This window comes from Burkholderia stagnalis (genome assembly GCF_039848545.1).
GTDB classification, from domain to species: domain Bacteria; phylum Pseudomonadota; class Gammaproteobacteria; order Burkholderiales; family Burkholderiaceae; genus Burkholderia; species Burkholderia stagnalis.
On record NZ_CP156685.1, the window covers coordinates 981642 to 1004241 of the forward strand.

Here is a 22600-nt window from a genome sequence, read left to right on the forward strand (position 1 = left end):
TGCGCTTCATGCGGGTGCCTCCTCGCGCGCGGCCGGCGGCGCGGACAGCACGCCCGTCGCGACGTCGCGGCGCCCGGCGCGCACCGTGAAGCGGATCGCGCCGCTCGCGGCCGCGTCGAACGCGAGATCGAGCGGCTCGCCGGGCGCGGCCGGGCTCGGGAATTTCGCCGAGCCGAGCCGCCACGCGTGCAGCGGCCGGTTCAGCGCCGCGCGGATCGCGGTGATCGCATGATCGAGCAGCACGACGCCCGGCACGATCGGGTGGCCGGGGAAGTGGCCGGGCAGCGCCGGATGGTCGGCGGGGATCGTGAAGGTGGCGGCGCGGGCATCCGTGGTGGAGCAAGCGGGTGCGGCGGCGGGCGCAGCAGTCGCGGCGGCGCGCGCGTGCCGCGCGACGAGCGCCGCGAGCACGTCGCGCGGCAGCTTGCCCGTCTCGTTGCGCGGCAGCGCGTCGACGAACACCAGCGGGCGCGGCATGAACGCAGGGTCGATCCGCTCGCGCAGCGCGCGCTGCAGGCCGGCGGCCGAGAGCGTCGGCGCGACCACCAGTGCGACGACGCGCGTGACGGGCTCGGCGCCCGCCGCGCCTGCGGTGGGTGCAGCGGATGGCGCGTCGTCCGGCATGAAGAACACGCCGTCGACGACGCCCGGGATCGCGTTCAACTGGTGATTCAGGCAGGCGAGCGACGTGCGTTTGCCGGCGATGTTGATCAGGTCCGCCTTGCGGCCTTGCAGCAGGAAGCGGCCGTCGTCGAGCAGCGCGAGCGTGTCGCCCATCGGCACCGGCGGTTCGACGTGGGCGCCGGATACCCAGACGGTCGGGCCGTTGTCGTCGCCCTCGGCGGTGCGCGCCTCAAGCCGGATGCCGGGCATCGGCTCCCATGCCGCGCCCTGCGCGGTACGGCGCGTCGCGATCTGGCCGGTCTCGGTGCTGCCGTAGATCTCGACGAGCGGCGCGCCGAGCGCGGCCTCGGCGTCGCGCGCGAGCGCTTGCGCGAGCGGCGCGGTGGCCGACAGCACGCGCGCGGCGTGCGGCAGCGCGCGCCCGGACGCCAGCAGCGCGCGCAGGTGGATCGGCGACGTGACGAGCACGCGCGGCTGCGGCACCGCGTCGAGCGCGTGGCGGATGTCGACCGGGTAGAACGGCAGGCGGTTGCTGAATGCGAGCCCGCCGGCCAGCGCGAGCAGCACCGTCGATTCGAAGCCGTACATGTGCTGCGCGGGCACCGTGCCGACCAGCGTGTACGCGCGGCCGTCGAGCAGCCCGAGACGCTCGGCCGCCGCGCGCGCGCAGCCGACCATCGTGCCCCAGGTCTTGCGGTGCGGCACCGGCGCGCCGGTCGAGCCGGAGGTGAACAGGCAGGCGACGACCTGCGTGGCATCGATCCGGGGGATGTCGAGCGGTGCGTCGTCGGCGGCCACGGAATCGGCCAGCGCGGCATCGGGCGGCACGGTATCGACCGGCGCGGCGTCGGCCGGAGCGGCATCGGGCGGCACGGTATCGACCGGCACGGCGTCGGGCGGCACGGAATCGGCCAGCGCGGCATCGGCCGCCGCAGCATCCGGATACGCGAAGCGCGGCAGGTCGATCCCGCAGTCGGGCGCGTCGTGCAGGCAGAATGCGTCGGGCGCGAACGCCGCGAGCTGGCGAACCGCATCCGGCGCGAGCGACGGCGGCAGCAGGCTGACCTTGCGCGCGACGAGCGCCGCGCACAGGCCGACCGTGAAGCGGTAGCGGTCGCGGCACACGTTGAGCACGTGGCCGCCCGCGGGCAGCGCGGCGGCCACGCGGGCGACGTCGGCGACGAACGCGCGCACGGTGACGGGCGTGCCGTCGCGCCAGGCGATCGTCTGGTCCGGGGACGAATGAAATACCAGCGGGTAACTCGGCATAACAGGTTCGGAAACACAAGCGGGGCCCACGCGGCGCACAACGCCGCGCGGGCCGTGAATTCATCGTGCGGGGCCCGCGCCGGCCTGCGTCGCCTGCCGGTACGCGCGCACCGCGTCGAGCATGCGCGGCCGCGGCTCGTGCGGCAGCGCGAAGCGCCGGCACGCATGCTCGGCCGCGAACATCACGGCGACGAGCGGCAGCGACAGGTAGTTCGCGAACGTCGACCACGCGACGATCGACGCGGTCGCGAACAGCAGCGTCGACACGGCGGCGGTCGCGACGAAGAACAGCGTCCACGCCACCGTGATCTGCCGCGTATAGCGCGCGACGGCCGGCGTCGCCGTGCCGTGGATCAGCGTCGCGAACTGCGTGCACAGCGGCACGTGCCCGGCCGCCAGCGTACGGCCGAACAGCAGCGCCATCGCGACGTTGAAGCTCAGGTGCTCCAGATAGAGCCCCCAGCCGAAATGCCGTGCGAGCGGCTCGCGCGCGGCCCACAGCGCCGCGGCGGCGAGCGTCCAGGCCGGCACGAGCCACGCGCGCCGGGGCGAGCGCCACGCGGCGCCGAGCGCGAGCAGCAGCGGCGGCACGAGCGCCATCGCGAGCCCCAGCGCGTGCGCGCCGGGCGTCGCGGCCGCGTAGTGCGCGCCGGCCTGGTAGGCGATCACCGCGCCCACCGCCAGGACGCCGTGCGCGATGCGCCGCGCCGCGCTCATCGCACGGCTCCGGGCGAACGGCGCGCGGCCACGGCACGGCCGCGCGCCGCGACAGCGGCGGGAACGCGGCGGGCGGGCAGGCGCGGCAGGGCGGAATGCGTCGAGGCGGAGCGGGGGCGAAGGGCGGTCGTCGGGCCGTTAATCGTCATATGAATGGCGGCCGGAACGCGGGTCCGGCCGGCTATCGTGGCATGCACATTCTAGGGCCCCGGCACGGTGTCTTCCTGCCCTGCGCAGGCAGGTTTTGTAACCGAATGTATGGCGTCGCGCGCGCCACGCCGCGCGCCCGATGCAGGTGCGCCCAAAGCGGCTCAGGCATTCGCTGCGTTCGCGTCCCGAAATGCCGTGCGGCGCGCCCCGCACGTCTGTAACCCTTTCGCCGTATACGTCCCTATACCCATCGACTAGAATCCGCCGTACTTTTACCTAACGATCCCCAAATTACGCGGGCGGGGTAGCCGGCAGACGCCGACGGGACGGCCACGGGCGCGCGCCGCATGCACGCGCGTCGCCGTTTCCATGCGCCTTCCGCTGCCGGGTGCTGCCTGTCTTGCAAGCATGATGAACGCACTGGAACAAGAGCTCGCCACGCTGATCGTCGGCGAACTGAATCTCGAAGACGTGCCGCTCGATACGGTGAACGCCGATACCCCGCTGTATGGGGAAGGATTCGGGCTCGACTCCATCGACATCCTGGAAATCGCGCTGCTGATCTCGAAGAAGTACGGCTTCGAGCTGCGCTCGGACAATCCGGATAACGAACGGATCTTCGCGACGCTCGGCGCGCTCGCCGCGTACGTCGCGGCGCACCGCGCGAAGTGACGCCGGCGCTGCGCGCAATCGATGACAACGGCACGCGGCGGCGTGCGCAGCGTTCGCTGCGCCGCCGCGTCGATCAAGGTGGAATCCGAATGGGAGGAGGCAGTCGATGCGGGCGCTCGTGACGGGCGGCAGCGGCGCACTCGGCCAGGCGATCAGCGAAGCGCTCGCCGCGGCCGGCCATGAAGTGTGGGTGCACGCGAACCGCCATCTCGCGCAGGCCGAAGCGGTCGCGCAGCGGATCGTCGCGGCGGGCGGCGCCGCGCATGCGATCGCGTTCGACGTGACCGACCCCGACGCGACCGACGCCGCGCTCGCGCGCGTGCTCGCCGACGCGCCGGTGCAGATCCTCGTCAACAACGCGGGCATCCATGCCGACGCGCCGCTGGCCGGCATGACGCGGCAGCAATGGCGCAGCGTGATCGACGTGTCGCTCAACGGCTTCTTCAACGTCACGCAGCCGCTGCTGCTGCCGATGATCCGCACGCGCCGCGGGCGGATCGTCAACATCGCGTCGGTCGCGGGCGTGACCGGCAACCGCGGGCAGGCGAACTACGCGGCCGCGAAGGCCGGGCTGATCGGTGCGACGAAATCGCTGTCGATGGAGCTCGCGTCGCGCGGCATCACCGTGAACGCGGTCGCGCCCGGCATCATCGAATCGCCGATGGCCGAGCACGCGTTTCCGGCCGAACGCATCAAGCAGCTCGTGCCCGCGCAGCGCGCCGGGCGGCCCGACGAAGTCGCGGGCATGGTCGCGTATCTCGTGTCCGATGCGGCGGCCTACGTGACGGGGCAGGTGCTGTCCGTCAATGGCGGTCTCGCATGACGGCGAGCATCGACGACACCTGCCGCCGGCCATCGGCAGGTCATAGAATTTCGACAGGATCCGTGTCTTCGCCTTTGCCTTTGCCTTCGCCTTCGGCCGCTGCCATGTCCACGCCGTGCGCTTCATCCACCCATCTCGTGCTGATCCCGAGCTTCAACCCGGGCGTCAAGGTCGACGCGACCGTGCGCAGCGCGCGTGCGCAGTGGAATCCGGTATGGGTCGTCGTCGACGGCAGCACGGACGGCAGCGCCGAGCGCCTGCAGGCGATGGCGGCGCGCGATCCGGGGCTGCGCGTGATCGTGCTGCCGCAGAACCGCGGCAAGGGCGCGGCGGTGCTCGCGGGGCTCGACGCGGCTGCCGCGAGCGGTTTCACGCACGTGCTGACGATGGATTCCGACGGCCAGCATCCGGCCGACCTGATCCCGCGCTTCATGGCCGCGTCGCAGGCCGCGCCCGACGCGATGGTGCTCGGCATGCCGCGCTTCGACGCGAGCGCGCCGCAGCTGCGCGTGCAGGGGCGGCGGCTGTCGAACGTATGGGCGGACGTCGAGACGCTGTGGGCCGGCATCGGCGATTCGCTGTACGGGTTTCGCGTGTATCCGGTCGCGCCGCTCGCGGCGATCATGCATCGCCAGCCGTGGATGCGCGGCTTCGATTTCGACCCGGAAGCCGCGGTGCGGATGTGCTGGGCCGGCGTGCGGCCGATCCGCATCGATGCGCCGGTGCGCTACTTCCGCGCGCACGAGGGCGGGGTGTCGCATTTCCATTACGGGCGCGACAACCTGCTGCTCACGTGGATGCACCTGCGGCTCCTCGCGGGCTTCGTGCCGCGGCTGCCGCTGCTGATCGCGCGGCGCCTGATGCGGCGCGGCCGGCAAACGGCCTAGGGTCTGTTCACGCTAAGAACGGGCTTGCGAACGTGCCTTGCCGGCTGTCCCACCAGGGGACTTCCTTCGGGGCGCATGCAAGGCGCAAGGAGCGCCGTCTGGCCGAGCCAAACAAGCGACGCGCGACGCCGCAATGCGGCCGGCAACGCACGTCCCCCTGACTTTAAATTCATTCGTGGGGCTGGCCGCCGGAAGGGCCGAGCGCCGCGTGATGCTCGTTGCGAATACGCCCGGTATTCGCTGCGTCACGTTCGTTGCGCCCGGCCCTTCCGGCGGCCAGCGCAAGCCCGTCATTAGCGTGAACAGACCTCACCCCCCGAACTTTCTCGGCGATTGATCCAGATCGTCTTTCACCGGCGATCCCGGTGCCTAGAATCCAGATACGCGCGACGCGGCGCCGCTGACGCCGTCGCCAGGGCGTGTGCGTTACCGCTCGCGCGCAGGCAGTTCCGACTCGGTTCAATCGTAGGGGGAATCGTCATGGCGACTTATGTAGTTCTCGCAAACTTCACGGATCAGGGCATCCGCACCATCAAGAACACGCGCCAGCGCGCCGGACAGGTGGCGGAGATGGCCCGGAGTTTCGGCTGCGAAATGAAGGAAGTGTTCTGGACGCTGGGCGCGTTCGACATCGTCACGATCATCGAAGCGCCGGACGAGCAGAGCCTCACCGCATTCGGCTTCGCGCTCGGCTCGGCGGGCAACGTCCGCACGCAGACGCTGCGCGCGTTCACGAGCGCCGAGGTCGGCGACATCCTCGCGAAGATGTAGCACACGCAGGCAGCACTCGTGCGCGCATGCCGGTTCCGCTGACCGGGGCACGCGTCGATCGACGCGGCAGGCGGATTCGCGGCGTGTGCGCTTTCTTTGGCATGCCGGACGGCCACGCATGCCGCACCGCGTCACACCCCGCCGTGCGTACAGTCCCGACTTGCTTTCACCCGATTAGTGACTAAGGTTGAAGGACGGTCAAAGGGCCGGAAGGGGAGCCAGCCCGCGTCGCGCGCGCGCCTCGGCGGCAGCACTTCACCGAGCCGCGCCGCATCGACGGACGCGCCGTCAGGCTTCGCACCCGCACGGAGGCGAGTCATGAGCACGGTCGCGCGTTTTCATGTCGACTACACGCAGTATCTGGGGCCCGACGGCGAGCCGGTGCAGCCGTTTCCCGCGTTCGCGCAGGATCCCGCGGCGCTGCTGCCGCTCTATCGCGCGATGGTGCTGACCCGCGCGTTCGACGCAAAGGCGATCGCGCTGCAGCGCACCGGCAAGCTCGGCACGTTCGCGTCGTCGGTCGGGCAGGAGGCGGTCGGCGTGGGCCTCGCGAGCGCGATGCAGACCGACGACGTGCTGTTCCCGTCGTACCGCGACCATGCCGCGCAATTGCTGCGCGGCGTCACGATGGCCGAGAGCCTGCTGTACTGGGGCGGCGACGAACGCGGCAGCGATTTTCGCGCGGCGCGCCACGATTTCCCGAACTGCGTGCCGATCGGCACCCAGGTGTGCCACGCGGCCGGCGCCGCGTATGCGTTCATGCTGCGCCGCGAGCCACGCGTCGCGGTGTCGATCTGCGGCGACGGCGGCACCTCCAAGGGCGATTTCTACGAAGCGATGAACATGGCGGGCGTGTGGCAGGCGCCGCTCGTGCTCGTCGTCAACGACAACCAGTGGGCGATCTCGGTGCCGCGCACGCGGCAGACCGCCGCGCAGACGCTCGCGCAGAAGGCGATCGCGGCCGGCATCGACGGCCGGCAGGTCGACGGCAACGACGTGATCGCGGTGCGGCAGGTCGTGGCCGAGGCCATCGACAAGGCGCGCCGCGGCGGCGGCCCGACGCTCGTCGAGGCGCTCAGCTACCGGCTCGGCGATCACACGACCGCCGACGACGCGACGCGCTATCGCGACGCCGACACGGTCGCGCGGCAATGGGAGCGCGAACCGCTCGTGCGGCTGCGCACGTACCTGACGCGGATGAACGTGTGGGACAAGGCGCAGGACACCGAGCTCGGCAAGGCCTGCTACGCGCAGGTCGAGGCGGCCGTGCAGGAATACCTGGCCGTCGCGCCGCCCGGCGCGTCGGCGATGTTCGATCACCTGTACGCGACGCTGCCGCGCGCGCTGCGCGAACAACTCGACACGGCGCTCGCGTTCGCGCCGGCCACGGGGAACCATCATGGCTGACCTGAACCTGGTCGAAGCGGTCAATCGCGCGCTCGCGTTCGAGCTCGCGAACGATCCGTCGGTGGTGCTGCTCGGCGAGGACATCGGCGTGAACGGCGGCGTGTTCCGCGCGACCGTCGACCTGCAGTTGCGCTTCGGCGCCGAGCGCGTGATCGACACGCCGCTCGCGGAAACGGCGATCGCGGGCACCGCGGTGGGGATGGCCGCGATGGGGCTGCGGCCGGTCGCCGAGATCCAGTTCACGGGGTTCATCTACCCCGTCGTCGACCAGGTGCTCAACCACGCGGCGCGGCTGCGGCACCGCACGCGCGGCCGGCTGTCGTGCCCGCTCGTGATCCGCTCGCCGTGCGGCGGCGGCATCCATGCGCCCGAGCATCACTCCGAAAGCCCCGAGGCGCTGTTCGCGCACATCCCGGGGCTGCGCGTCGTGATGCCGTCGTCGCCCGCGCGCGCATACGGGCTGCTGCTCGCCGCGATCCGCGATCCGGACCCGGTGATCTTCCTCGAGCCGACGCGCCTGTACCGGCTGTTCCGGCAGCCGGTGGAGGACGACGGCGAGGCGCTGCCGCTCGACACCTGCTTCACGCTGCGCGACGGCGCCGATCTCACGCTGGTGAGCTGGGGCGCGGCGCTGCAGGAAGTGCAGGCGGCCGCCGACCGGCTCGCGCAGGACGGCGTGATGGCCGAGGTGATCGACGTCGCGACGCTCAAGCCGCTCGATGCCGACACGATCCTCGCGTCGGTCGCGAAAACGGGCCGCTGCGTGATCGTGCACGAGGCGCCGCGCACCGCGGGCCTCGGCGCGGAGATCGCCGCGCTGATCGCCGAGCGCGGGCTGTATTCGCTGCTCGCGCCGGTGCAGCGCGTGACGGGCTACGACGTGGTCGTGCCGCTGTTCCGCCTCGAAAACCAATACCTGCCGAGCGTCGAGCGGATTCTCGACGCCGCGCGCAAGACGCTGGAGGCTTCCTGACCATGAAGATCTTCAAGCTGCCGGACCTCGGCGAAGGGCTGCAGGAAGCGGAAATCGTCGAATGGCACGTGAAGGCGGGCGACACGATCGACACCGACCAGCCGCTGCTGTCGGTCGAGACCGCGAAGGCGATCGTCGACATCCCGTCGCCGCAGGCGGGCCGCATCGCGAAGCTGTTCGGGCTGGCCGGCGACATCGTGCATCTCGGCGCGCCGCTCGTCGCATTCGAGGGCGACGGCGACGACGCGGATGCCGGCACCGTGGTCGGCAAGGTCGAGGTGGGCGCGCAGGTCGTGCACGACGCGCCGGCGGCGCTCGGCGCGGGCCCCGGCGGCGCGGGGGCGATCAAGGCGATGCCCGCGGTGCGCGCGCTCGCGCGCAAGCTCGACGTCGATCTCGCGATGGTCACGCCGTCGGGCGCGGACGGCGTGATCACCGCGGCCGACGTGCAGCGGGTCGCGAAGGTGCTCGCCGAGGTCGGGCCGGCGGAGGTGCTGCGCGGCGTGCGGCGCGCGATGGCGCAGAACATGGCGCGCGCGCAGAGCGAGGTCGCGGCGGCCACGGTGATCGACGACGCCGACATCCACGCGTGGGCGCCGCGCACCGACGTGACGATCCGGCTGATCCGCGCGCTGGTGGCCGGCTGCCGCGCGGAGCCGGTGCTCAACGCGTGGTACGAGGGGCATACGGGGCGGCGGCACGTGCTCGCGAAGATCGACGTCGGCATCGCGGTCGACCTGCCCGAGGGCCTGTTCGTGCCGGTGCTGCGCGACGTCGCGCATCGCGACGCCGCCGACCTGCGGGCCGGCCTCGACCGGATGCGCGACGACATCCGCGCGCGCAAGATTCCGCCGGAGGAGCTGCGCGGCAACACGATCACGCTGTCGAACTTCGGGATGATCGCCGGCAAGTACGCGGCGCCCGTGGTCGTGCCGCCGACGGTCGCGATCCTCGGCGCGGGGCGCATCCACGACGGCGTCGTGCCGGTCGCCGGCGCGGCCGCCGTGCACCGGATCCTGCCGCTCAGCCTGACCTTCGACCATCGCGTCGTGACCGGCGGCGAGGCGGCGCGCTTTCTCGCGGCGGCGATCGCCGACCTGCAGGCGGCGGAGTAGGCGGCGCCGCTTCGCGCTTTTCATCATTTCTGCAACGCAATGGCTGCCGGAACGCGTCGATTGACGCGTTCCGCGCAAGTAATCGACCTGTCATCCGATGTAAACAGCTGGTAATTTTCTGCCGACTTATGCAAAATCGCCGCTTCCTAATTACAACCACCGAGGGTAGACAGATGCAGTTGAAGAAAGCGGTTGCGGCGTGTGGCGTGGCGTTCCTGCTGAGCGCGTGCGGCGGTGTGCAGGGCCTCGATGCGAACAGCCTGACGTCGGCGGGTTCGGACCTGTTGAAGGCGGCGACGCTGTCGGATGCGGACATCGCCGCGCTGTCGAACGACTCGTGCAAGTCGAGCGACGCCGAATCGAAGATCGCGCCGGCGAACAGCGCCTACGCGAAGCGCCTGACGAAGGTGATGAAGGGCTTCGGCGACATGACGCTGAACGGCCAGCAGATCAACTACAAGGTCTACCTGACCAAGGACGTCAACGCGTGGGCGATGGGCAACGGCTGCGTGCGCGTCTACAGCGGCCTGATGGACATGATGAACGACGACGAGCTGCGCGGCGTGATCGGCCATGAAATGGGCCACGTCGCGCTCGGCCACTCGAAGAAGGCGATGCAGACCGCGTACGCGGTGAGCGCGGCGCGCAGCGCGGCCGGCGCGGCGTCGCCCGGCGTCGCGGCGCTGAGCAGCTCGCAGCTCGGCGACATCACCGAGAAGTTCATCAACGCGCAGTTCTCGCAGTCGCAGGAAAGCGCGGCGGACGACTACTCGTTCGACCTGCTCAAGCAGAAGGGCATGAACCAGAAGGGCCTCGTCACGTCGTTCCAGAAGCTTGCGAAGCTGGACGGCGGCAAGAGCTCGATGCTGAGCTCGCACCCGTCGTCGACGAGCCGCGCGGAGCACATCCAGAGCCGCATCGCGAAGGGCAACTGATCGGGCGGCTGATCGATGCGCCGGCCACGCCGGCGCATCCGTCCGCAAGACAAAACCCCACGTTCTCCGGAGCGTGGGGTTTTGTCTTTTCAGGCGCGGGCCTTGGCGATCACGGCACCATCCCCGGCAGCACGTACGCCTGCGCGAGCGTGATCAGCCCGACGATCACCGCGAACAGCAGGCTGTGCCGCACCGTGAAGCGGAACAGCTCCGACTCCTTGCCGACGAGGCCCGTCGCCGCGCACGCGACCGCGATCGACTGCGGCGAGATCATCTTCGCGGTCACGCCGCCCGTCGTGTTCGCGGCGACCACGAGCGTCTCCGGCAGGCCGAGCTGGTGCGCGGTGGCCTGCTGCAGCGAGCAGAACAGCGCGTTCGACGAGGTGTCCGAGCCGGTCAGGAACACGCCGAGCCAGCCGAGGAACGGCGAGAAGAACGGGAACGCGGCACCGGTGCCCGCGAGCATCAGCGCGAGCGTCGATGACATCCCCGAGTAGTTCGCGACGAACGCGAAGGCGAGCACGAGGCCGATCGACAGGATCGGGCGCGTGAGTTCCTGCAGCGTCTCGCCGAACGTGACGAGCGCGTCGCGCGGCTTCATCCGCAGCAGCACCATCGAGATCAGCGCGGTCACGAGGATTGCGCTGCCGACGGCCGACACGAGGTCGATCTTCAGCACCGCGTCGAGCGCCTTCGGCGTCGCGACGATCGGCGCGGCCTTGATCACGAGCTGGTCGAGCGCCGGCACCTTGAACTTCAGCACCGTCGCGGCGAGCGCGCCGTGCGGGCCGAACAGCGCCTTGAACGGCGCGAGGCTCCACACGGTGACCACACCCGTCAGGATCAGGAACGGCGACCACGCGCGCACCGTCTGCGCGAGCGTGTACGGCGACGCCTGGCGGCTTTGCGGCGCGCCGAAGTTGCTGCTGAAGTTGTTGCCGAGGTTGCCGCCGACGCCGCCGCCAAAGCCCGCGAGCGCGACCGCTCCGCCCGCTGCGGCCGCGCCGCATGCCGCCTGCTTCGCGCTGCTCGGCTGCCAGACCTTCAGGAACGCGGCGAGCGCGACGAGGCTGACCAGCGACGACGTGATGTCCGGCAGCTCGGGCCCGATGTGGTTCGACGTGAAGTACTGCGTGATCGCGAAGCTGCCGCCCGCGACCAGCGCGGCCGGCCAGGTCTGCCGCACGCCGCGCAGCCCGTCCATCATGAACACCAGCCAGAACGGCACCGCGAGCGACAGCAGCGGCAGTTGCCGGCCGGCCATCGCGCCGATGTGGAACGCGTCGATGCCGGTGACCTGCCCGGCGACGATGATCGGAATGCCCATCGCGCCGAACGCGACCGGCGCGGTGTTCGCGATCAGGCACAGCCCGGCCGCGTGCAGCGGGCGGAAGCCGAGGCCGACGAGCAGCGCGGCCGTGATCGCGACGGGCGCGCCGAAGCCGGCCGCGCCCTCGAGGAACGCGCCGAACGAGAAGCCGATCAGCAGCATCTGCAGCCGCTGGTCGTCGGTGATCGACAGCACCGACGCGCGGATGATGTCGAACTGGCCGGTCTTCACGACGATCTTGTACAGGAACACCGCCGCGACGATGATCCACGCGATCGGCCAGAGGCCGTACGCGAAACCGAAGCCGGCCGCCGCGAGCGCCTGCGGCACCGGCATCCGGTACGCGACGATCGCGACGCCGAGCGACAGCAGCAGCGTGATCGCGGCGGCGACGTGCCCTTTCAGGCGCAACGCGGCGAGCGCGATGAAAAAGAAGATGATCGGGATCGCGGCGGCGAACGCCGACAGCCCGAGGCTGCCGAGCGGCGTGTAGATCTGGTGCCAGGCCTGCATGGTTGTCTCCTCCATGTATCTCTAGTGGTATGGGTCGGGTCGAAAACGGGGCTACTCGGGCTGGCCGCGCGCGCGCAGCAGGTCGGCGAGGCTGCGCGGCGCGGGTTCGAGCGGCGTGCGGTGCTGCGTCCAGCCCAGCTGCTTCGCGGGCGCGAGCGCGCGCAGCCGCGTCGCCGCCCAGCGGAACGCGCGGTACGCGCGCGGATGCGCGAACGCGCCGGACCAGAAGCGCCAAACGAGGTCTTCCGCGCGGCTGTAGTTCGCGCCCTGGCCGCGCAGCGGGTGCGCGACCGGCTCGTCCGGCTTGCGGTTCGCCTCGGTGCGCAGCCGCACCAGCAGCTGCGGGATCGGAATCCGCACGGGGCAGACCTCGCCGCACGCGCCGCACAGCGTCGACGCGCTCGGCAGGTCGGCGGTGGCGTCGAGGCCGAGCAGGTGCGGCGAGATGATCTTGCCGATCGGGCCCGGGTAGGTCGTGCCGTACGCATGGCCGCCGATCCGCGTGTAGACGGGGCAGTGGTTCATGCACGCGCCGCAGCGGATGCATTGCAGCGTCGCGCGCAGCTGCTCGTCCGCGTACGCCTGCGTGCGGCCGTTGTCGAGCAGCACGACGTGCAGCTCGCGCGGGCCGTCGCGTTCGCCGTCGCGGCGCGGGCCGGAAATCAGGTTGAAGTAGGTCGTGATCGCCTGGCCGGTGGCCGAGCGCGTGAGCAGGCTCGACAGCGGCACGATGTGCTCGAGCTTCGCGACGACCTTCTCGATGCCCATGATCGCGATGTGCGTGTCGGGCACCGTCGTCGACAGGCGGCCGTTGCCTTCGTTCTCCACGAGCCACAGCGTGCCGGTGTCGGCGGCCGCGAAGTTCACGCCGGACAGGCCGATGTCCGCGTCGACGAACGCCTGGCGCAGCGCGCGGCGGCCGGTCTGGATCAGGGTGTCGACGTCTTCCGTGTACTGCGCGCCCGGGATGTGCTGCTCGAACAGTTCGGCGATGTCGCCGCGCGTCTTGTGGATCGCGGGCATCACGATGTGCGACGGCTTCTCGCCGGCGAGCTGGACGATGTATTCGCCCATGTCGGATTCGATGCAGTCGACGCCGTGCCCGGCAAGGTAATGGTTCAGCTCGATCTCCTCGCTCGCCATCGACTTGCCCTTGATCACGCGGCGCGCCTTCTTCGCCTGCGCGATGCCGAGGATGATCGCGTTCGCGTCGTCGGCGTTCGCGGCCCAGTGCACATGCACGCCGGCTGCGGTCAGCTTCGCCTCGAGCTGCTCGAGCAGCGCCGGCAGCCGCGCGAGCGCGTGCTGCCGCACCGCTTCGCCGAGATCGCGCAACGGCTGCAGCTCGGTGTCGTCGGGGAACTGGGCCGCGCGCTTGCCTTGCAGGAAATCCATCGCGCCGCGGAAGCTGGCGCGCAGCTTCGGATCGTCGAGCGCGGCGCGCGCACGCGCCTTGAAGTCGCCGGGGGCGACGAAATGCAGGGGCTGGTCGCTCATCGCGCGGTTCCTTGCGAAGCGGGCCGGTCGGCGGTGTCGGGCCCGGCGACGATCACGACCCACAGCCGGCGCGGGCCGTGCGCACCATAGGCGAGCGTCTGCTGGATGTCGGAGGTCTTCGACGGGCCGGACACCAGCACCAGGTTCGTCGGCATGCCTTCGTGCCATCGCTCCGCGTGCGCGGCCGCGTGCAGGTCCGCATGCAGCGTGTGCGCATGGACGAGCGCGACGTGCAGCGGCGGCACCAGCGACACGGTGCGCGGCGTGCCGGCGTCGGGCGCGAGCACGACGGTGCCGGTTGCCGCGATGCCCGAGCGCGCGACCGTGAAGCCGGCGTCGATCGTGTCGAACAGCTCGGCCTTCCACGCGTCGATCGGCCGGTCGAACGGCACGGCCGCGACCGCATCGGGCAGCGCGCGGGCGAGGGCGGCCGATTCGGCGCGCGCCGGGTCGAGCAGCAGCCGGCGCACGCCGGCCGCGGCGAGGCGCCCGGCGAGCTGCGCGGGCCACGCTGCGGCATCCGCGCACCAGACGTCCGCGTGCGACGCGGCGAGCGCGGTTTGCATCGCGTGCGCGAGCGTGTGCGGATCGGCGGCGGCCGCCGTGCGCCGCGCCGCGTAATGGGTGTCGATGCGCGTGTCGAGGCTGGCTGCGGCGGAGGCATCGGCGCCCGGCGCGGCGGCGCGCAGCCGCGCGAGGATCGCGTCGCGGGCGCTCATCGGTCGTCTCCGCGCAGCGACGCGGCGCCGGCCGTGCGGCGCCACAGGAAGCTCGCGAGGTGCTCGACCGGCAGCGGCGCGCCGGCCTTCGCGGCCGCATGGCCGATGTTCAGCAGGCAGCCGCAGTCGGCGGACACGAGCCGGTCGCAGCCGGTCGCGCAGGCCGACGCGACCTTGTCGCGCACCATCGCGCCGGAGATGTCGGGATGCTTGAGGGAGAACGTGCCGCCGAAGCCGCAGCATTCGGATTCGCGTTCGTGCTCGATGCGGGTCACGCCGGGCAGCGCGTCGACGAGCGCGACGCCGTGTGTGCGCGTGCCCATTTCGCGGCGCGCCGCGCACGACGTGTGCAGCACCACGCGCTCGTCCGGCTGCGCGGCGGCTGCATCGGCAGCGGTGGCGCCATCGAGCCGCACGCCGAGTACGTGCACGAGGAATTCGGCGAGTTCGTACACGCGTTCGGCGATCGCGCGGGCCTTCGGGCCGTTCACGGGATCGTCGGCGAACAGCGCCGGCCAGTGGTGCCGCATCATGCCGGCGCACGAACCGGACGGCACGATCACCGGCCACGGCTGCGCGAACAGGTCGAGCTGCGCGGCGGCGACGCGGCGGGCTTCATCGGGATTGCCGCTGCTGTACGCGGGCTGCCCGCAGCAGCTCTGGCCGCGCGGATAATGGACGGTCAGGCCCTCGCGCTCGAGCAGCCGCACCGCGTCAAGGCCCGCGTCAGGCACGAACAGGTCGACCAGGCAGGTCGCGAACAGATAGGCGTCCGCGGGCGCGGCCGTGGGGTATTGCCTCGGGTGCATGTCTCGCTCCAGGTGGACGGCGGCCCGGCACGCGGGACGGCGGTTTCGCTGCATAATTCCCGCGACGGCGCCGCAGCTCAAATTGGTTGGGCCAATCGTGCGCCGAGGCATTCCGGAGACCCGACGATGGCAGCAGGCATGACGGCGCGCGGCCGCACCGAAGTGGTGATGCGCAAGCTCGAGACGGCGCTGCTCGACGGCACGTGGCCGGCCGGCACGCGCCTGCCGGCCGAGCGGGTGCTCGCCGAGCAGTACGGTGTTGCGCGCAACACGATCCGCGAGGCGATCCAGCGGCTCGCCGCGCGGGGGCTGCTGCAGAGCCGGCGCGGCGCGGGCGTGTACGTGACGGATCAGCTGCGCGCGGGCATCGCGTCGCCGTGGGGGCAGCTCGTGGCCGACCATCCGGCGCTGCGCGACGACATCCTCGAGTTCCGCCGCGTGCTGGAGGGCGCGACCGCGTATTTCGCCGCGCTGCGCGCCGACGCGAGCGACCGCCGGCGGATCCGCGCGCTGCTGCGCGAGCTGGAAACCGCCCACGCGAACGACGACCGGGCCGTGGAAGTGGCGACCGACTCGAAGCTGCACGAGGCGATCGCGCGCGCGTCGCACAACACGATGTTCCTGCACCTGCATACCAGCGTGATCGGCATGCTGCGCGAGCACATCACGGTCAACGCGGCCGGCATGACGCAGGAGGATGCGGGCGCGTCGGACCAATTGTTGCGGCAGCACCGGACCGTCTGCGACGCGATCTGCGCGCATCGGCCCGAGGAGGCGCGCACGGCGATGCAGACCCATATCGACTACGTGCGCAGCCATTTCGAGCGGCGCGGCCACGCCGGCTGAAATTGGTCGGACCACGCCGGCCGGCGCGATTGACCGTGCTGTCCGGCGCCACTTAGAATCGACTGGAAGCGCCCGTCGGCCGCGCGCCGCGGCAGGCGCGGCTGCGTTGATCCGCCCTGCCCAGGAAGCCCTGTGTCTACGTCCCTCATCCGGCGCGAGCCGTTCGTCCGGTCATGGCACGCCGCATGCCGACAGGCGGCCCGCGCGCTGGCCGTCTCCGCACTGCTGCCGCTCGTGTCCGCCTGCGCGACCCATCCCCCCGCCACCACGCTCGACCGGCCCGTTTCGTCCGCGCTGTCCGCCGACGTCGCGACGCCGTTGCGCGACGCGCTCGCCGCGGCCGAGGCCGCGCATCCGGGCCAGTCGGGGTTCCGCCTGCTGGCGGGCGGCGCCGAGGCGCTGCAGATGCGCATCGCGCTTGCGCGCGCGGCGACGAAGACGCTCGACATGCAGTACTACATCGCGACCGAGGACACGACCGGCAAGCTGCTGCTCGCCGCCGCGCTGTACGCGGCCGATCGCGGCGTGCGGGTGCGGATGCTGATCGACGACCTGAACTTCCGCGACATCGACCGCGTGATGGCCGCGCTGAACACGCACGCGAACATCGAGATCCGCGTGTTCAATCCGTTCGGCGCCGCGCAGCAGGGCGTGATGCGGCGCACCGCGAATTTCTTCACGCGGATCGACAGCTTCACGCGCCGGATGCACAACAAGGCGATGATCGCGGACAACCGGCTCGCGATCGTCGGCGGCCGCAATCTCGGCGACGAATATTTCAGCGCGAGCCCGACGCTGCAGTTCCGCGACCTCGACGTGCTCGCGGCCGGCCCGGTGACGCGGGACATCTCCGCGAGCTTCGACGCGTACTGGGCGAGCGCGAGCAGCTATCCGCTGCGGGTGCTGAATCATCAGTCCTTCGATCCGAAGGACGTCGACGCGATGCGCGACGAGCTGCGAGCGCACTGGCGCACCTACGCCGAGCCGTACAACGCGAAGCCGCTGAACGCGACGCCGCTCGCGCGGCAGATCGCGCGCGACGAGCTCGGGCTCGTATGGGCGCCGGCCGAATTCAAGGCCGATGCGCCGGACAAGGTCGCGCGGCCCACCGACAGCTACGTGAGCCCGCCGATGCGGCGCCTCGTCGAGCTGATGCGCGACGCGCAGCAGGAGGTGCTCGCGTTCTCGCCGTATTTCGTGCCGCACGACGCGGGTGTGAAGATCCTCGGCGATACGGCCGCGCGCGGCGTGCGGGTCGCGATCCTCACCAACTCGCTCGCCGCGACCGACGCGGTGGCCGTGCAGGCCGGCTACGCCCCGTACCGCGTGCCGTTGCTGCAGCGCGGCGTCGAGCTGTACGAATTCAAGTCGCAGCCGCGCCAGCAGCCCGCGCGCCTGTTCGGTTCGCGCTCGCGGGCGAGCCTGCACGCGAAGGCGTACGTGATCGACCGGCGCACCCTCGTGATCGGCTCGCTGAACCTCGATCCGCGTTCCGCGCATCTGAACACCGAGCTTGCGCTGGTGATCCGCAGCCCGGCGCTCGCGCAGCAGGTCGCGACGATTTTCGCGCGGGTGACGCAGCCGGACGAGAGCTATCGCGTGCAGCTCGCCGCGCCGTCGGGGCCCGGCGCTTCCGAGCTGGTCTGGACCGCGACCGACAACGGCGCGCCGCACACCTATCACGTCGATCCGGACGCGGGGCTGCTGCGCAACGTGCTGACCGGCATGTTCATGCTGCTGCCGGTCGACGATCAGTTATAGGGCCGGTTCCGGCGCGCCCGGAAAGGTGATATGGTTGTGCGCGCAACGATCTGGCGATCGTGGCGGTGCCGCCGGATGCCGCGCGCGCGATGCGCGCGGCGGCCGGGCGGCGAGACGAACATGCGCCGGCGCTCGCCGCGTCCGGCGCCAGGAGACGACGTGTGACGCCGCGTTCGCCCGGCTGCGCGCGCCTGCTCAACCGGAGCCCCCGCATGCAACGCGTACCGAACCAGCCGTTTTCCCGTCCCGCCCGCTTCTCCGACGCCGAATGGCAGGCGCGCGTGCAGCTGGCGGCTGCCTACCGCATCTTCGACCATCTCGGCTGGACCGAGCTGATCTACAACCACATCTCGCTGCGCGTGCCGGACGCCGACGGGCACTTCCTGGTCAATCCGTTCGGGCTGCACTACCGCGAGGTTTGCGCGTCGAACCTGGTCAAGGTCGATCTCGACGGCAACGTGATCGGCCATTCCGACTGGCCGATCAACCCGGCGGGCTTCACGTTCCACAGTGCGATCCACGCGGCGCTGCCGGACGCGCATTGCGTGATGCACGTGCACACGACGCCCGCGATGGCCGTGTGCTGTTCGCGCGGCGGCCTGTCGTTCTCGAATTTCTACGCGGCGCAGCTGTACGGCAAGGTCGCGTACCACGACTTCGAGGGGATCACCGTGCATCTCGACGAGGGCCGGCGCATCGTCGCGAGCGCGGGCGGGCGGCCGGTGCTGCTGCTGAGGAACCACGGGCCGGTGACGATCGGGCACACGCTCGCGCAGACGTTCTCGCTGATGTGGCTGCTCAATCGCGCGTGCGAGGTGCAGGTCGCGACGCACGCGATCGACGACGCGCTGCCGATCGCGCCGCCGGTGCTCGAAGCCTGCGTGCGCGATTCGCTGAACTTCGACCCGAAGCACGGCGCGGGGCAGGATGCGTTCGACGCACTGCAGCGCATCGTCGATCGCATCGATCCGGGATACCGGAGCTGACGCGCCGTGCGCGTTCAGAAGCGGTAGCCGAGGCCGGCCTGGATCACGTCGGTGTCGCGGTTGTAGCGCGTGACGACCCGGTTCCACGTGACGCGCGTGAGCCAGCGCTCGGAGAGCCGGTAGCTGGCCGAGATCGACACGATCCCCGACACGGTGCCGTCGCCGGGGCCCGGCTGGCCGCTGAAGTTGCGCTGGTTCACCGTGAAGTAGGCGCCCGCGCCGGCCGACAGCGTGAGCGCGTCGTTCAGGAACGCGCGCGTGAGCCAGAGCTGCGATGCGACGCCGTTGCGGCGCACGGCCTGCTTCGCGCCTTCATACATCCACGTCGCGGTCCAGTCGACCGTGCGGGTGAGGCCGCGCCGGTATTCGATGCTGCCGCCGAGCGTCGACGGCGACGAGCGGCTGTTGAGGATCGTTTCGCCGAGCATCGCGGTCACCTCGTTGTTCGTGACCTTGCCGGCGCGCGGCAGCGGCGTGTCGCGCGGGCCGGGCGTGCCCGGCGCGTCGAGCTGGTAGCCGATGCCGAACATCACCGACGTGGTGTTCGGCCCGCGGAACACCTGCGTGCGATTGAGCTGCAACTGCGCGACCCAGCGGTCCGACGTGTAGTACGCGGCGCGTACGCTCATCAGCACGCCCCAGCCGTGCGAATTCGAGTAGTCACGGCCATCGCCGGCGGGGGCCGTGTCGAAGTAGCGGTATGGCCCTGCGCCCGCCGACAGCACGAAGCGGCGGTTTTCGAGCGGCCAGCGCCCCCAGAATTGAATCGCCTGGCCGTCGCGATGGTGATTGGGGATATGCCCTTCGTTGTACCAGGTGAAGCCGATCGCGGTGTGCGGGCTCAATCCTTCCTGGTAATCGAAGGCCCACGCATACGAGCGGCCGCCGCCGCCCCATAGCGAACCGGCGAACAGCCCGAATTCCTGGGCGGCCGCGGGCCCGGCATGAAGTGCCGCGAGCGTGCAGACGCTCGCGAGCACCGGGCGGAAGCGAACGGGACGCGTTCTCGATGGCAAGCGAGGGGTCGGCACGATGCATCTCTGGGGGACGACAAGGCCCCATCTTCGCGCGCGAATGGCGGCGTGTCGATGCGGATTTCCACAGGATCGTATTGCGCGATGTGACGATGCGGCGGTCGGCCGGCAGGCAAAAAAAACGCGGCCGGGCGGCCGCGTAAATACTCGCAGACTCCTTCGGACGAAGGAAACAAGCAACTGTGAGAAGAAGTGTAGCGAAACGGCGCGCGCGGATTCAGGCGTCCGCCTGCAAAGGTCTGTTCCTGGCCGCGTCAGGCTGGCCGCACGTCGCACCGGCGGGCGGCGATCGACTAACATGGGCGAGACGCCATCCGCCGGATGGCGCACACGGTCGTACAAGGAGATTCCATGACGAAGCTGCGCATCCTTCAGGTCGCGTTACTCGCGGGCGTGCTGGCCGCCGGCAGCGCGGCGGCCGAAACGGTTCGCCTGTCCGCCAACCTGCAGCCGTCGAGCGAGGTGCCGCCGACCACGAGCAAGGGTTCGGGCGCGGTCGACGCCACTTACGACACGCTCACCCATACGCTGCAATGGACGGCGACCTACGAGAACCTGACCGGCCCGGCCACCGCCGCGCATTTCCACGGGCCGGCGCCGGTCGGGCAGAACGCGGGCGTGCAGGTGCCGATTCCGAAGGACGGCCTCGCCAGCCCGATCAAGGGCTCGAAGGAACTGACCGACACCCAGGTGACCGAGCTGATGGCCGGCAAGTGGTATTTCAACGTGCACACGAAGGAGCATCCGTCCGGCGAGATCCGCGGGCAGGTGCTGCCGGCCGGCTGAGCGCCGGCGTTTGATATAGAGGCACCTGTCGAGCGTCCGGGGCGCGACCGCACGTACCATCGACACATTTCCGATACGGAGTGCGTCCGATGAGTTGGCAAAGCAAGCTCGCCTGCTGGCTGCTGCGTTGGCAGTTCCGCCCCGAGACCACGCGTCCCGTGCTCGACCCGGCGCGCGCGCGGCGCTTTACCGACCGGCGGATGATCGTGCCGCGCCGCGCGCCGTCCGGCTATCGGCTGCGCGAATGCTACGGCCCGGACGACGCGCCGCTGCGCGGCGAATGGCTCGAGCGTGTCGACGGGCGGACCGGGCAGGGGTCCGGGCAGGGGACCGCGCAGGGGCGCATGCTGCTGTACTTCCACGGCGGCGGCTACTACTTCTGCTCGACCAAGACCCATCGCCCGCTCGTGTTCGGCCTGACCAAACGCGCGGGCGTGCGCGCGTTCTCGCTCGACTACCGCCTCGCGCCGGAGCACCGCTTCCCGGCCGCGCTCGACGATGCGCTCGCCGCCTACCGCCGGCTGCTCGCGACGGGCACGCCGCCCGAGTCGATCGTGCTCGGCGGCGATTCGGCGGGCGGGGGCCTCGCGCTCGCGACGCTCGTCGCGCTGCGCGATCGCGGCGAGCCGCTGCCGGCCGGCGCGATCCTGTTCTCGCCGTGGACCGATCTCGCGGCGACCGGCGAGACGCTGCGCACGCACGACGGCATCGATCCGATGTTCGCCGGCCCGGCGCTCGGCAAGGCGGCGAAGCTGTATCTCGGCGACACGCCGGCCGCCCACCCGTACGCGTCGCCGCTCTATGCGGATTTCACGGGGCTGCCGCCGCTGTTCATCCAGGTCGGCAGCACCGAGGTGCTGCTCGACGATTCGCGCCGCGTCGCCGACAAGGCGAGGGCCGCCGGCGTGCAGGTCGAGATCGAGATCTGGCCGCAGATGCCGCACGTCTGGCAGTTGTATGCGCCGATGGTGCCGGAATCGCGGCAGGCGCTCGATCGGGCGGCCGCGTTCCTGCGCCGGGTCGCGGTCGAGCGCGCGGTTCAGCGCGCGGGCGAGGTGTCGATCGCCTGATAGGCGGCCTTCACGGCGGCCGTGCCGTACTTGCGCTCGAGCCGGCGCACGGCGAAGTGGCCGTGCGCCATCTGCTGGAAGTGGTCGATGAACAGCGTGTTGACGGTCGCGCCGAGCACCGCGCCGATCGCCGGAATCGACTTGGCCGCCATCTGTTCGGTCACCTGCACCGAGAAGCGCGACGCGACGGTCTGCACGAGCTTGAACACGGCGGCCGAGCCGTGCGCGGCGATGCCTTTCGACGTGATGTCCGACGATGCCTTCGAGATCGCCTGCGCGAGCGCGCCGCGCAGCACGAAGTAGCCGAGATCGGCATCCTCTTCGCTGCGGTCCGGGTTGCCGCCCATGCCGAGCACGGCGAGGCACTGCAGCTGCGTATCCACCGACGACAGGTCCTCGCCCTCGCTGCGCGCGATGTCGCACACCGAGCGGAAGATCAGCGTCGTCGTCACCGGCAGCTCGACCGGCAGCGCGAGGAAGCCGAACGCGCCGCCCGCCGCGCCCGTCGTCGCGACCGCGAGCTTGTGCAGCAGGTTGCTCGGCTTGTCGGGCGTGTCCACGTCCGGCGCCGGCGGCTTGCCGAGCGTGCGCAGCGCGAGGTTCAGGCACTTGCGCAGCGCGAGCTGGGTCGCGTTGTTGATCTTGCCGGTCGCGAAATCCGGCAGCCGGCCGATCATCTTCTCCACCGGCGCGCCGATCAGGCCCGTCAGCTTCATCGTCAGCGACGGGCTTTCCAGCACCTGCTTCGCGCGCCGCAGCACGTCGCGGTCGTCGTCCGACAGCGTCGTCGCGACGCCGGTTGAAATCGGTTCCATCTTCCTCCCTTGCAGCCAGGGCCGAGCCGTCGGCCGTCAGCTAGGTTACTCCAGCCGTGCTAGAATTTTCAAATTGTTGACTCGTCAAAAG

General features: G+C 70.9%; 21 protein-coding genes. 13 read left to right on the forward strand and 8 right to left on the reverse strand.

All coding sequences use genetic code 11. The annotated features are described in order from the left end of the window. Window positions 1-6 precede the first annotated feature (6 nt). Window positions 7-1893, reverse strand: coding sequence for an AMP-binding protein (locus tag ABFO07_RS04670; RefSeq protein WP_347468441.1), 1887 nt, complete (start codon window positions 1891-1893; stop codon window positions 7-9). 60 nt (window positions 1894-1953) lie between these two features. Beyond that, window positions 1954-2610: a hypothetical protein gene (locus ABFO07_RS04675; protein WP_059566148.1), complete on the reverse strand. Its 657-nt coding sequence runs from the start codon at window positions 2608-2610 to the stop codon at window positions 1954-1956. Between the two features lie 558 nt (window positions 2611-3168). On the opposite strand from ABFO07_RS04675, the gene ABFO07_RS04680 reads away from it, so the two are divergent. The 8 genes from ABFO07_RS04680 to ABFO07_RS04715 all read left to right on the forward strand — a co-directional run bounded on the left by ABFO07_RS04680 (window position 3169) and on the right by ABFO07_RS04715 (window position 10343). Beyond that, window positions 3169-3432, forward strand: coding sequence for a phosphopantetheine-binding protein (locus ABFO07_RS04680; protein ID WP_196481525.1), 264 nt, complete (start codon window positions 3169-3171; stop codon window positions 3430-3432). 106 nt (window positions 3433-3538) lie between these two features. After that, window positions 3539-4255, forward strand: a complete 717-nt coding sequence (gene fabG, locus ABFO07_RS04685) for a 3-oxoacyl-ACP reductase FabG (RefSeq protein WP_059566147.1) — start codon at window positions 3539-3541, stop codon at window positions 4253-4255. A gap of 104 nt (window positions 4256-4359) precedes the next feature. Next, window positions 4360-5142 carry a glycosyltransferase family 2 protein gene (locus tag ABFO07_RS04690; protein ID WP_059906569.1) on the forward strand — a complete coding sequence of 261 codons (783 nt, stop codon included), beginning with the start codon at window positions 4360-4362 and terminating at the stop codon, window positions 5140-5142. Window positions 5143-5622: 480 nt separating this feature from the next. Then, entirely contained in the window at window positions 5623-5913 is a 291-nt protein-coding gene (locus ABFO07_RS04695) for a GYD domain-containing protein (RefSeq protein WP_059566145.1), read from the forward strand. A 318-nt stretch (window positions 5914-6231) separates the two neighbouring features. Next, on the forward strand, window positions 6232-7320 hold the full coding sequence (gene pdhA / locus ABFO07_RS04700; RefSeq protein WP_059906570.1) for a pyruvate dehydrogenase (acetyl-transferring) E1 component subunit alpha: 1089 nt from the start codon (window positions 6232-6234) through the stop codon (window positions 7318-7320). Further along, window positions 7313-8293 carry an alpha-ketoacid dehydrogenase subunit beta gene (locus tag ABFO07_RS04705; RefSeq protein WP_059566143.1) on the forward strand — a complete coding sequence of 327 codons (981 nt, stop codon included), beginning with the start codon at window positions 7313-7315 and terminating at the stop codon, window positions 8291-8293. Before pdhA ends, ABFO07_RS04705 begins: the two co-directional genes overlap by 8 nt. Before the next feature lie 2 nt (window positions 8294-8295). Next, window positions 8296-9408, forward strand: a complete 1113-nt coding sequence (locus tag ABFO07_RS04710) for a dihydrolipoamide acetyltransferase family protein (RefSeq protein ID WP_059566142.1) — start codon at window positions 8296-8298, stop codon at window positions 9406-9408. A gap of 173 nt (window positions 9409-9581) precedes the next feature. Continuing rightward, complete coding sequence (locus tag ABFO07_RS04715; protein ID WP_059566141.1) at window positions 9582-10343, forward strand: M48 family metalloprotease; 762 nt, start codon at window positions 9582-9584, stop codon at window positions 10341-10343. Window positions 10344-10452: 109 nt separating this feature from the next. On the opposite strand, the gene ABFO07_RS04720 is transcribed toward ABFO07_RS04715, so the two are convergent. Genes ABFO07_RS04720 through ABFO07_RS04735 form a run of 4 tightly spaced genes read right to left on the reverse strand, consistent with a single transcriptional unit; the run spans window position 10453 to window position 15211 of the window. After that, a complete protein-coding gene (locus ABFO07_RS04720) occupies window positions 10453-12186 on the reverse strand; it encodes a lactate permease LctP family transporter (RefSeq protein WP_347468444.1) in 1734 nt (577 codons plus the stop codon). A 51-nt stretch (window positions 12187-12237) separates the two neighbouring features. Continuing rightward, the gene (locus ABFO07_RS04725; RefSeq protein ID WP_059879922.1) at window positions 12238-13683 is read right to left on the reverse strand and encodes a LutB/LldF family L-lactate oxidation iron-sulfur protein; all 1446 of its coding nucleotides are present in this window, start codon (window positions 13681-13683) and stop codon (window positions 12238-12240) included. Continuing rightward, a complete protein-coding gene (locus tag ABFO07_RS04730) occupies window positions 13680-14402 on the reverse strand; it encodes a LutC/YkgG family protein (RefSeq protein WP_347468446.1) in 723 nt (240 codons plus the stop codon). The genes ABFO07_RS04725 and ABFO07_RS04730 overlap by 4 nt, the downstream gene beginning before the upstream one ends. Next, a complete protein-coding gene (locus tag ABFO07_RS04735) occupies window positions 14399-15211 on the reverse strand; it encodes a (Fe-S)-binding protein (protein ID WP_059923393.1) in 813 nt (270 codons plus the stop codon). Before ABFO07_RS04735 ends, ABFO07_RS04730 begins: the two co-directional genes overlap by 4 nt. Before the next feature lie 126 nt (window positions 15212-15337). On the opposite strand from ABFO07_RS04735, the gene ABFO07_RS04740 reads away from it, so the two are divergent. From ABFO07_RS04740 to ABFO07_RS04750, 3 genes are all read left to right on the forward strand, one after another. Continuing rightward, the gene (locus ABFO07_RS04740) at window positions 15338-16057 is read left to right on the forward strand and encodes a FadR/GntR family transcriptional regulator (RefSeq protein WP_059804095.1); all 720 of its coding nucleotides are present in this window, start codon (window positions 15338-15340) and stop codon (window positions 16055-16057) included. Window positions 16058-16189: 132 nt separating this feature from the next. Continuing rightward, window positions 16190-17818: a phospholipase D family protein gene (locus tag ABFO07_RS04745; RefSeq protein WP_347468449.1), complete on the forward strand. Its 1629-nt coding sequence runs from the start codon at window positions 16190-16192 to the stop codon at window positions 17816-17818. 212 nt (window positions 17819-18030) lie between these two features. Then, window positions 18031-18804, forward strand: coding sequence for a class II aldolase/adducin family protein (locus ABFO07_RS04750; RefSeq protein WP_347468451.1), 774 nt, complete (start codon window positions 18031-18033; stop codon window positions 18802-18804). A gap of 14 nt (window positions 18805-18818) precedes the next feature. On the opposite strand, the gene ABFO07_RS04755 is transcribed toward ABFO07_RS04750, so the two are convergent. Continuing rightward, window positions 18819-19784 carry a hypothetical protein gene (locus ABFO07_RS04755; RefSeq protein WP_059923395.1) on the reverse strand — a complete coding sequence of 322 codons (966 nt, stop codon included), beginning with the start codon at window positions 19782-19784 and terminating at the stop codon, window positions 18819-18821. A gap of 405 nt (window positions 19785-20189) precedes the next feature. Between ABFO07_RS04755 and ABFO07_RS04760 the strand changes: the two genes are divergently transcribed. Together ABFO07_RS04760 and ABFO07_RS04765 are read left to right on the forward strand one after the other, a co-directional pair. Next, window positions 20190-20624: a CHRD domain-containing protein gene (locus ABFO07_RS04760; RefSeq protein ID WP_059566134.1), complete on the forward strand. Its 435-nt coding sequence runs from the start codon at window positions 20190-20192 to the stop codon at window positions 20622-20624. Between the two features lie 89 nt (window positions 20625-20713). Continuing rightward, window positions 20714-21694 (forward strand): alpha/beta hydrolase, encoded by a 981-nt coding sequence (locus ABFO07_RS04765; RefSeq protein ID WP_059958521.1) that lies wholly within the window; start codon window positions 20714-20716, stop codon window positions 21692-21694. On the opposite strand, the gene ABFO07_RS04770 is transcribed toward ABFO07_RS04765, so the two are convergent. After that, window positions 21664-22509 carry an EcsC family protein gene (locus tag ABFO07_RS04770; RefSeq protein WP_060014595.1) on the reverse strand — a complete coding sequence of 282 codons (846 nt, stop codon included), beginning with the start codon at window positions 22507-22509 and terminating at the stop codon, window positions 21664-21666. The genes ABFO07_RS04765 and ABFO07_RS04770 overlap by 31 nt on opposite strands. Window positions 22510-22600: the final 91 nt, after the last annotated feature.

Bases quoted from the DNA above. Each gene is read 5' to 3' on its own strand.
- ABFO07_RS04765 (WP_059958521.1), top strand. From the start codon at position 20,714: ATGAGTTGGCAAAGCAAGCTCGCCTGCTGGCTGCTGCGTTGGCAGTTC.
- ABFO07_RS04740 (WP_059804095.1), top strand. From the start codon at position 15,338: ATGGCAGCAGGCATGACGGCGCGCGGCCGCACCGAAGTGGTGATGCGC.
- ABFO07_RS04725 (WP_059879922.1), bottom strand. From the start codon at position 13,683: ATGAGCGACCAGCCCCTGCATTTCGTCGCCCCCGGCGACTTCAAGGCG.
- ABFO07_RS04720 (WP_347468444.1), bottom strand. From the start codon at position 12,186: ATGCAGGCCTGGCACCAGATCTACACGCCGCTCGGCAGCCTCGGGCTG.
- ABFO07_RS04730 (WP_347468446.1), bottom strand. From the start codon at position 14,402: ATGAGCGCCCGCGACGCGATCCTCGCGCGGCTGCGCGCCGCCGCGCCG.
- ABFO07_RS04705 (WP_059566143.1), top strand. From the start codon at position 7,313: ATGGCTGACCTGAACCTGGTCGAAGCGGTCAATCGCGCGCTCGCGTTC.
- ABFO07_RS04750 (WP_347468451.1), top strand. From the start codon at position 18,031: ATGCAACGCGTACCGAACCAGCCGTTTTCCCGTCCCGCCCGCTTCTCC.
- ABFO07_RS04760 (WP_059566134.1), top strand. From the start codon at position 20,190: ATGACGAAGCTGCGCATCCTTCAGGTCGCGTTACTCGCGGGCGTGCTG.
- fabG (WP_059566147.1), top strand. From the start codon at position 3,539: ATGCGGGCGCTCGTGACGGGCGGCAGCGGCGCACTCGGCCAGGCGATC.
- ABFO07_RS04670 (WP_347468441.1), bottom strand. From the start codon at position 1,893: ATGCCGAGTTACCCGCTGGTATTTCATTCGTCCCCGGACCAGACGATC.
- pdhA (WP_059906570.1), top strand. From the start codon at position 6,232: ATGAGCACGGTCGCGCGTTTTCATGTCGACTACACGCAGTATCTGGGG.
- ABFO07_RS04690 (WP_059906569.1), top strand. From the start codon at position 4,360: ATGTCCACGCCGTGCGCTTCATCCACCCATCTCGTGCTGATCCCGAGC.
- ABFO07_RS04675 (WP_059566148.1), bottom strand. From the start codon at position 2,610: ATGAGCGCGGCGCGGCGCATCGCGCACGGCGTCCTGGCGGTGGGCGCG.
- ABFO07_RS04710 (WP_059566142.1), top strand. From the start codon at position 8,296: ATGAAGATCTTCAAGCTGCCGGACCTCGGCGAAGGGCTGCAGGAAGCG.
- ABFO07_RS04695 (WP_059566145.1), top strand. From the start codon at position 5,623: ATGGCGACTTATGTAGTTCTCGCAAACTTCACGGATCAGGGCATCCGC.
- ABFO07_RS04770 (WP_060014595.1), bottom strand. From the start codon at position 22,509: ATGGAACCGATTTCAACCGGCGTCGCGACGACGCTGTCGGACGACGAC.
- ABFO07_RS04735 (WP_059923393.1), bottom strand. From the start codon at position 15,211: ATGCACCCGAGGCAATACCCCACGGCCGCGCCCGCGGACGCCTATCTG.
- ABFO07_RS04715 (WP_059566141.1), top strand. From the start codon at position 9,582: ATGCAGTTGAAGAAAGCGGTTGCGGCGTGTGGCGTGGCGTTCCTGCTG.
- ABFO07_RS04680 (WP_196481525.1), top strand. From the start codon at position 3,169: ATGATGAACGCACTGGAACAAGAGCTCGCCACGCTGATCGTCGGCGAA.